The following is a 7,585-nucleotide window of genomic DNA, read 5'->3' as shown; positions in this document are numbered from 1 at the left end:
GCGAGAAGCGGGAGTCGCCGCCTGAGCAAGAAGCGTGATCCGATCGCAGATCCGTAGATCTGCAGAGGGTCGCGCGACGCAGCGCAGGCGGATGCATCGCGCTTCGCAGCCGCAGCCTCCCTGTGCAGAGGTTCCCTAGGGGGTTTCCTCGCAGTGCACCTTGATGGCCGCTAGTGAAGTTCGGACCGTCGAACTCGCGAGCGGCCCCCCGACGACGCGTTCGAGCAGGCCCCCGATCACCGGGATGGTACTGGACACAGACATCGCCGCGGTGAGACGAGTAGAGGAAGAGCTGTCAGAAACAAGCGTGTAGGTCTCATCGAAATCAAAGGGACCCAGACGGATCGAAGATCGCAGGATCGAAAGGGCTTCAACCCGACTGGGGCGATCGTGCAAGATGAGCGGCAGCGGGCCGAAGCGATAGCGCCAGCGCACGTGTTGACCGGCGCAGGGGTAGTCCAGCGGAGCGTCGATCGGCTCGATGATGCCCGTATCCCAGCACACGACCTCGTCGGGAACCGTGAGCGCTCGCCAGACCCGTGCGGGCTCCACATCGATCTGGACGGATTCCGCAAACTGGATCATCTGAAGTCTCCTCGCGCGATCAGCCTAGCATTCCGGAGAGAGGACAGCGGGCGAGTCCCGTTCGAAGACCGGGACTCGTGATAGGGTGGATCCGAGTAGCCAGGGAGGTTCCATGAGCGAGAAAGTCTGCTTGATTACCGGCGTGGGTCCGGGCACCGGCGCCGCTCTGGCGCGACGCTTTTCCCAGGGGTATCGCGTCGCCATGCTGGCGCGCAAGGCAGAACGGCTCGCTCAGTTCGAAAGCGAGATCCCCAACACCAAGGCCTACGGGTGCGATGTCTCCGACGAGCAGCAACTCAAAGACACGTTTGGACGGGTCGTGAATGAACTCGGTGCCCCTGAAGTCGTGCTGCACAACGCGGTCGGCGGCGCCTTCGGCGACTTCATGTCGATCAAACCCGAGACCCTGCGCGAGAACTTCGAAGTCAACACGATGTCGTTGCTGAACCTGGCGCGCATGGCCGCCCCCGCGATGATCGAAGCCGGAAAGGGCGCGATCCTGTGCACAGGGAACACCTCGACCTACCGGGGCAAGGCGTTCTTCGCGGGGTTTGCTCCCACCAAGGCGGCGCAGCGCATCCTGGCGGAATCAATGGCGAGAACCCTGGGACCGCAGGGCATCCACGTCGCGTATCTGGCCATCGATGCCGTGATCGACCTGAAGTGGACGCGCAAGATGCACGCGGACAAGCCGGACTCGTTTTTCTGCAAGCCCGACGAGATTGCCGGTGAGTGCTGGCATCTCGTTCATCAGCCACGCTCGGCGTGGACGTTTGACGTGATGATCCGACCCGACGGAGAGGCCTGGTAGAAACCGGGGGCCAGCCCGGATTTCTCAAAACAGTGCGCCGGAAAATGCGGACTAGAGAATCTCCTTGGCCAGTAGCTCGAGCGCTTCGGGTTGCCCGGTGCCAATCAACATCGAATGGACATGCCCTTTGTTTCCGGCTTCCTTCCAGGCGGCGAGCCGATCTCGGATGCGCTCGGCCGGGCCGATCAGGGACATATCGTCGACCAACTCATCGGGTACGGACGCGACCGCGGTTGCGCGATCTCCCGCTAGGAACGCATCCTGGATCTTTACGGCCGCCTCTTCGTAGCCGAGCCGCTTGCAGTAGTCGTTGTAGAAGTTCTTGTCTCGCGCCCCCATACCCCCGATGTACAGCGCGAGGTTCATCTTGGCGGGCATACGCGCCTTCTCCACATCGTCGGAAATCACGACTGTGACGGTCGGGCAGATCGCGAAATCCTTCAGGCTCTTGCCCCCACCGGCTTTTTCGAAACCCTCTTCCAGGAATTCCGTGACCAGTTCGCCGCGCTCGGGATTCATCCAGAGCGGAAACACGCCGTCCGCGACTTCACCCGAGCAGCGCAATCCATTGGGACTGATCGATGCCGTGTAGATCGGGATATCGGGATTGCCGTGCAGAATACTCTTGAGCGGTTTGCCGAGTCCGGTCGTCCCCGGACCCGTATTCGGAATCGTGTAGTGCGCACCGGTATGCTCTAGCGGTGCTTCACGAGCCAGGATCTTGCGGATGATCGAGATGTACTCCTTGGTCCGCGTCAGGGGCTTGCCGTAAGGCATACCGTGCCAGCCTTCGGCGACCTGCGGCCCGGAAGGTCCCAGACCCAGAATGAAACGACCCCCAGACAGATGGTCGAGCGTCATCGCGGTCATGGCCGCCATTGCCGGTGTGCGTGCGGGCATCTGCATGATGGCCGTACCGACTTTCAACTTCGTCGTATTCGCGAGTACCCAGGTTGCGGTCGTGACTGCATCACAGCCATAAGCCTCTGCGGTCCAAGCCGTGTCGAAGCCGAATGACTCCGCCCGTTTGACGAGATCGAGATTGACGCTTGCTTTCGGACCGAACGCGGCGGCCATGATGCCGAGCTTCATGCACTTCACTCCTGGTGGATTCGAAAGCCCAGACTATCAGAATCCCGGCGGTACCGGGTTCAGTCGCAAACCCGATCGGCAGCGGGTTGTAGTAGGGTCCAGATGCAAGCAAGGAGGATCCCGATGACAATCCCTTTCTGGTGTCTCCTGGTAGGTGCGCTGATGCCACTTGGCGTTGCGTTCGCAGCTTACCCACACAAGACGCAACAGTTCGGAACGGTCGACCAGAACGAGCCACGGGCGCAGAGCGCAAAGCTCACGGGAGCCGGTGGGCGGGCCGTCGCGGCACAGGCCAACGCCTGGGAGGCGCTGGCAATGTTCACTCCGGCGGTGCTGGTCGCAAATATCGCGGGCGCCGACCCGGGCTGGTCATCGACCGTGGCTGGAATCTGGGTCGTCGCGCGCATCCTGCATCCGATCTTCTATATCCAGGACAACGCACCCATGCGCTCGCTGAGCTTCGGTGCGGGGTTCATCTGTTGTCTCGCATTGTTCGGGCTCGCTGCCACAGCCTGAGCCCGCTTCTCCGAGAACTTCATGCTGATCCTGCGCTTCGATATGCGGGCACCGATTGATGGGCCGGCAACAACTGCCGATCTGTACCAGACCGCCCTCGAGATGGCCGAATGGGGAGAGCAGCACGGTTGCCTGTTGATACAGGTTTCCGAACACCACGCGTCACCCGACGGCTTCCTGCCCTCCCCGCTGATCCTCGCCGCTGCGATTGCGGCGCGAACGACTTCTGCTCCCATCATGGTAGGCGCCGTGCTCTTGAACCTGTACGACCCGATCAAACTCGCCGAAGACATGGTCGTTCTGGACATCGTGAGTCGGGGTCGCGTGCAGTACACCATCGGTCTCGGCTATCGCGCAGAGGAGTACGCCATGTTCGGCGTCGAGATGAGGAGGCGCGGCAAGCTGATGGACGAAAAGCTGGACGCGCTCAAGCGCGCACTCGCGGGGGAACGCTTCGAATATCAGGGGCGGCCCGTACACGTAACGCCTGGCTCGTACACCCCGACGGGACCCAGGCTGCTCTACGGGGGCGGTAGCGAGGCGGCCGCGCGCCGCGCAGGCCGCTTCGGTCTGGGCTTCATGGCCGAGGGCGGAGCTCCCGGTCTCGCACAGGTCTATCGGGACGCGGCCGTGAGTGCAGGCCACGAACCGGGCATGGTTATCATCCCGGATCGCAGCATGGCCACGAGTCTCTTCGTTGCGCGCGACGTCGATGCTGCGTGGCAGCAGATCGGCCCATTCCTGCTCCACGACGCGCAGATGTACTCCGACTGGATGGGCTCGAAGAGTCCATCGATCAGCAAGTCAGACGCCAGTTCCGTAGAGGAACTGCGTGAAGAGAACGGCGCCTACCGAATCGTGACTCCAGACGCGGCCGTCCAGCAGATTCGAACAGGCAAGCCGCTGGCTCTCCAACCACTGTGCGGAGGCTGTCCGCCCGAATTGGCCTGGGAAAGCCTGCGCTTGATCGCCGAAGAAGTGCTGCCCGCACTGAACTGAAACGCGGATTTGGCGACAACCGGAGTATCCCGAAGCCCGTTGACGCTCGGGGACGATTCGTCGAGCGGGGCGGAGTGGGTGTTTTACATTCCCGCAGGTTTGCCTTCTAATCGACTCTGATCGTCGGGAAATCGATCGGAGGAGGACTTTTCGTGGCCAAACTCTACGAGCGAAACGCAAGTGAACTAGCGGGCATGATCGCCTCGGGCGACGTGTCGAGTCGGGAAGTCGTCGAGGCCCACCTGGAGCGCATCGACGACGTGAATCCTCACGTCAATGCGGTAACGGTTGTGCTGAGGGAATCCGCACTCGCCGCAGCCGACCGGGCGGACGCAAGTACCGCCAATGGTCCGTTGCACGGCGTTCCTTTTACGATCAAGGAGAACATCGACTGTCTGGATTCGGCGACCACCAACGGTGTACCGGCGTTCGAGAACGCGTTCCCGATGTTCGATGCGCCGATCGTCGCGCGTATGAAGGCCGCGGGTGCAATTCCGCTCGGGCGAACCAATCTTCCGGAGTTCGGCTTGAGGTTGTCTACAGACAACCCGTTGCGCGGAGCAACGCTCAATCCCTGGAACGCCGGACTGACGCCGGGCGGATCGAGTGGCGGTGAAGCGGCAGCGCTCGCCACAGGAATGACGCCCATCGGGCTCGGCAATGATATCGGAGGCTCGCTGCGCAACCCCGCCTATTGTTGCGGCATCACTTCGCTCAAGCCGACGACGGGCCGGATTCCGCACGCGGGTTCGATTGAACCCATGGATTCCGGGATGGCGGCGCAAGCCATGCTGGTAGAGGGACCGATGGCGCGGACGGTAGCGGATCTGCGACTCGGCCTGTCTATCCTCGCGGGGCGCAGCATCCGCGACCCGCGATCGGTCGATGTACCTTTGGAAGGTCCCGAACCGCCCGTGCGCAAGGCGGCCCTGGTCACGAAGATTGAAGGCGGTGAGATCCCGGCGGTTACGATTGCCGAGGTCCAACGAGCCGGACGCGTACTGGCCGATGCGGGCTGGCAAGTCGAGGAAGCCGAGCCGCCAGAACTGGAACTCGTGAGCGAAACCTGGGCCCGAACCCTCGCGATCGATTTCTCGGCGCTTGTGCCGATCATCCATCCGATCGTCACAAAGCCCTTGTATGAAAGTCTGATGAGCCTGTGCCAGCGCTACGATAGTCGCCACATACCCAATGGCGAGATCCACGCTACGCGCTCCCGCCTTACGCGTCTCTGGTCGGAGTTCTTCGTCGACTACCCGGTTGTGGTTGGACCGACCTGGACTCAACTGCCGTGGCCCGTCGATGCGGACCTCGAACCGGAAACGGGCCTGCAACTATTGCTGGACACGGTCCGATTCATCACTCCGGGCAATGTATTGGGATTGCCTTCGGTGGCGTTGCCCACCGGTGTCAAGGACGGTCTGCCCACGGGTGTTCAGGTGTATGCGGACATGTGGCGCGAAGATCTGTGCTTGTCGGCCGCCGAGACGATCGAATCTGGAGTCGACCGACCCACCCCGATCGATCCAGTCATCTGATCGTCGCTTTCGGGAACAGCTTCTGCTGGTGGTCTTGCAACTGAAACCCATCGGGTTCGCCCGACGAGAAGGCCGGAGGTGAGCCCGGGATAGTGGGATGTGTTTCAAGCCGACTGGCGGCTCACCCAGTCGTCGCGCAGGGTTCGCTTCAGGATCTTGCCTGACGCGTTGCGGGGAAGCTGTTCCTTCTTGATCTCGACGATGCTCGGAATCTTGAAGCTCGCTATGTGCTGCGCCAGATGCGTCCGTAGATCCTCGGGATCGAGAGCGACTCCCTTCTTGAGTACGATCGCCACGGCGAGTTCCTCACCGAGGCGTTCGTGAGGCACTCCAAACACGGCAGCTTCGTAGATTCCCGGGTAGTCGTAGATCGCGGCCTCGACCTCCGCGCAGTAGATGTTCTCGCCGGCCCGGATCACCATGTCCTTGGCCCGATCTTCGACGTAGACGAAGCCTTCTTCGTCCATCCGGCCGATGTCTCCGCTGCGCAACCAGCCGTCGATGAAGGTCTCGGCTGTAGCCTCGGGCTTGTTCCAGTAGCCTCGGATGAGATTAGGCCCCTTGAACATGATCTCGCCGACTTCACCCCGCGCGACCTCCTGGCCGGCCGGATCTGCAACTTTCACTTGCATGACGGGTACCGTGCGCCCCGCACTTCGCGGCTTGCGTATGATGTCGTCCCCCGAATTCTGAGGACCGTAGGCGTTGGTCTCGGTCATCCCGTAGCCCATGCCGGGGCGTCCCTTCGCGAATCCGCGATCGATGCGATTCACGAGTTCGGGTGGCGCAGGCGCTCCCCCACCGCCGACGCTGAGAAGACTGCTCGTATCCCGGCTCTCGAACTCCGGTGATTCGAGTAGATCCCAGGACATCGTCGGCACGCCTACAAACGTGGTGATACGCTCGTCCTCGATGTGTTCGAGAGCCCGCTCGGGATCCCACTTGTACATGATCACCAGCTTGAAGCCACCCAGAAAACAGCTGAGCATCACCGGTATCAAACCGGTCACGTGAAACAACGGTACGCACAAAATGAAACTCGTGGGATAGGGATGTTTCTCCTTGGGCGGACTGATCGTCAGGTTCGTCATCGCCCGGCAACTGAATGCGGAAAGTGCGCTCATGACCGCGAACTGACTAGAGACGGCACCCTTGGGGAAACCGGTGGTCCCCGACGTGTAGAGGATCGTCACATCGTCGTCCGGCTCGATCTTCACTTCGGGTAGCGACGCTCCCTTGACCACGGCGTCTTCGTACCGAGTGACGCCGGAGGGCAGATCTCCCGAGGTGCGGACGCCAATGGCCTGAACACCGAACTTTTCCAGCGCGGCTTCCGCCCGTTGCAATCGCTCTTGATCGGCGACCAGTACCTTTGAACCCGAATCCTCGAGCCCGTAGGCCATCTCTTCCGCAGTCCACCAGGCGTTGAGACAGACCGCAATCCCGCCGACGGATGTGATCGCCGCAAAAGCGATGATCCATTCCGGGTAGTTTCGCATGGCGATCGCGACTCGATCCCCTCGTTTCACTTCGAAGTTCTCGACGAGTCCCGCCGCAAGCTCGTCGATCGCCTTCATCACCTGACCGAACGTGATTCGCTCTTCCTCGTAGACCAGAAAGATTTCATCCGAACGCGAGCGTGCGACCTGAAAGGCATCTCTCAGGGAAGTCGGGGTGTTCTTGAACACCTTGACCGGCACTCCGCGGATCTCTGACTCGACAATCTCAAATTGCCCGCCCGGACCCGTCACATCAGCAATCGCGCTATCCCAGTTCGCTACTGATTCACTCAACCCTCAATGCCCTCCTCGACCGCACCCAGTTGTGAACTGAGTCGTGAACTCATCGGCAGCCCTCTGCTTCCCGGATTGTACATGCTCGCCCTCGACACGGGCATCCTGGAGATCCAAACAAGGATGGCGGTGTGGCCCGGAAGACCTGCGTCCTGAATGCTCGACCCTGAGCGCAGATCCCGCTCACGTTCGAGAACCCGGAACTCCGCAAGATAGATGGCTTGAGACCGATGTTGCTCACCCTTGTTGCG

7 protein-coding genes are annotated in these 7,585 nt (G+C 61.5%); 4 read left to right on the top strand and 3 right to left on the bottom strand.

Translation table 11 applies throughout. The annotated features are described in order from the left end of the window. Positions 1–135: 135 nt before the first annotated feature. A complete protein-coding gene (locus GY725_16645) occupies positions 136–585 on the bottom strand; it encodes a hypothetical protein (GenBank protein ID MCP4005821.1) in 450 nt (149 codons plus the stop codon). 112 nt (positions 586–697) lie between these two features. On the opposite strand from GY725_16645, the gene GY725_16640 reads away from it, so the two are divergent. Next, positions 698–1,396, top strand: coding sequence for an SDR family NAD(P)-dependent oxidoreductase (locus tag GY725_16640; protein ID MCP4005820.1), 699 nt, complete (start codon positions 698–700; stop codon positions 1,394–1,396). A 51-nt stretch (positions 1,397–1,447) separates the two neighbouring features. On the opposite strand, the gene GY725_16635 is transcribed toward GY725_16640, so the two are convergent. After that, positions 1,448–2,488, bottom strand: coding sequence for an LLM class F420-dependent oxidoreductase (locus tag GY725_16635; protein MCP4005819.1), 1,041 nt, complete (start codon positions 2,486–2,488; stop codon positions 1,448–1,450). A gap of 123 nt (positions 2,489–2,611) precedes the next feature. Here GY725_16635 and GY725_16630 point away from each other — a divergent pair, with 123 nt between their 5' ends. From GY725_16630 to GY725_16620, 3 genes are all read left to right on the top strand, one after another. Further along, entirely contained in the window at positions 2,612–3,004 is a 393-nt protein-coding gene (locus tag GY725_16630) for a hypothetical protein (GenBank protein ID MCP4005818.1), read from the top strand. A gap of 21 nt (positions 3,005–3,025) precedes the next feature. Further along, positions 3,026–4,003, top strand: coding sequence for an LLM class flavin-dependent oxidoreductase (locus GY725_16625; GenBank protein MCP4005817.1), 978 nt, complete (start codon positions 3,026–3,028; stop codon positions 4,001–4,003). A 152-nt stretch (positions 4,004–4,155) separates the two neighbouring features. Next, positions 4,156–5,541: a hypothetical protein gene (locus tag GY725_16620; protein ID MCP4005816.1), complete on the top strand. Its 1,386-nt coding sequence runs from the start codon at positions 4,156–4,158 to the stop codon at positions 5,539–5,541. A 104-nt stretch (positions 5,542–5,645) separates the two neighbouring features. On the opposite strand, the gene GY725_16615 is transcribed toward GY725_16620, so the two are convergent. Continuing rightward, on the bottom strand, positions 5,646–7,334 hold the full coding sequence (locus tag GY725_16615; GenBank protein MCP4005815.1) for an acyl--CoA ligase: 1,689 nt from the start codon (positions 7,332–7,334) through the stop codon (positions 5,646–5,648). Positions 7,335–7,585: the final 251 nt, after the last annotated feature.

This window comes from bacterium, from assembly GCA_024226335.1.
In the GTDB taxonomy this organism is placed as follows: domain Bacteria; phylum Myxococcota_A; class UBA9160; order SZUA-336; family SZUA-336; genus JAAELY01.
Note: the sequence above shows the minus strand (reverse complement) of the source record. Positions and strands in the feature narration are given on the sequence as shown.

Coding starts and splice junctions, on each gene's coding strand:
- GY725_16645 (MCP4005821.1), bottom strand. CDS start 585: ATGATCCAGTTTGCGGAATCCGTCCAGATCGATGTGGAGCCCGCACGG.
- GY725_16640 (MCP4005820.1), top strand. CDS start 698: ATGAGCGAGAAAGTCTGCTTGATTACCGGCGTGGGTCCGGGCACCGGC.
- GY725_16635 (MCP4005819.1), bottom strand. CDS start 2,488: ATGAAGCTCGGCATCATGGCCGCCGCGTTCGGTCCGAAAGCAAGCGTC.
- GY725_16630 (MCP4005818.1), top strand. CDS start 2,612: ATGACAATCCCTTTCTGGTGTCTCCTGGTAGGTGCGCTGATGCCACTT.
- GY725_16625 (MCP4005817.1), top strand. CDS start 3,026: ATGCTGATCCTGCGCTTCGATATGCGGGCACCGATTGATGGGCCGGCA.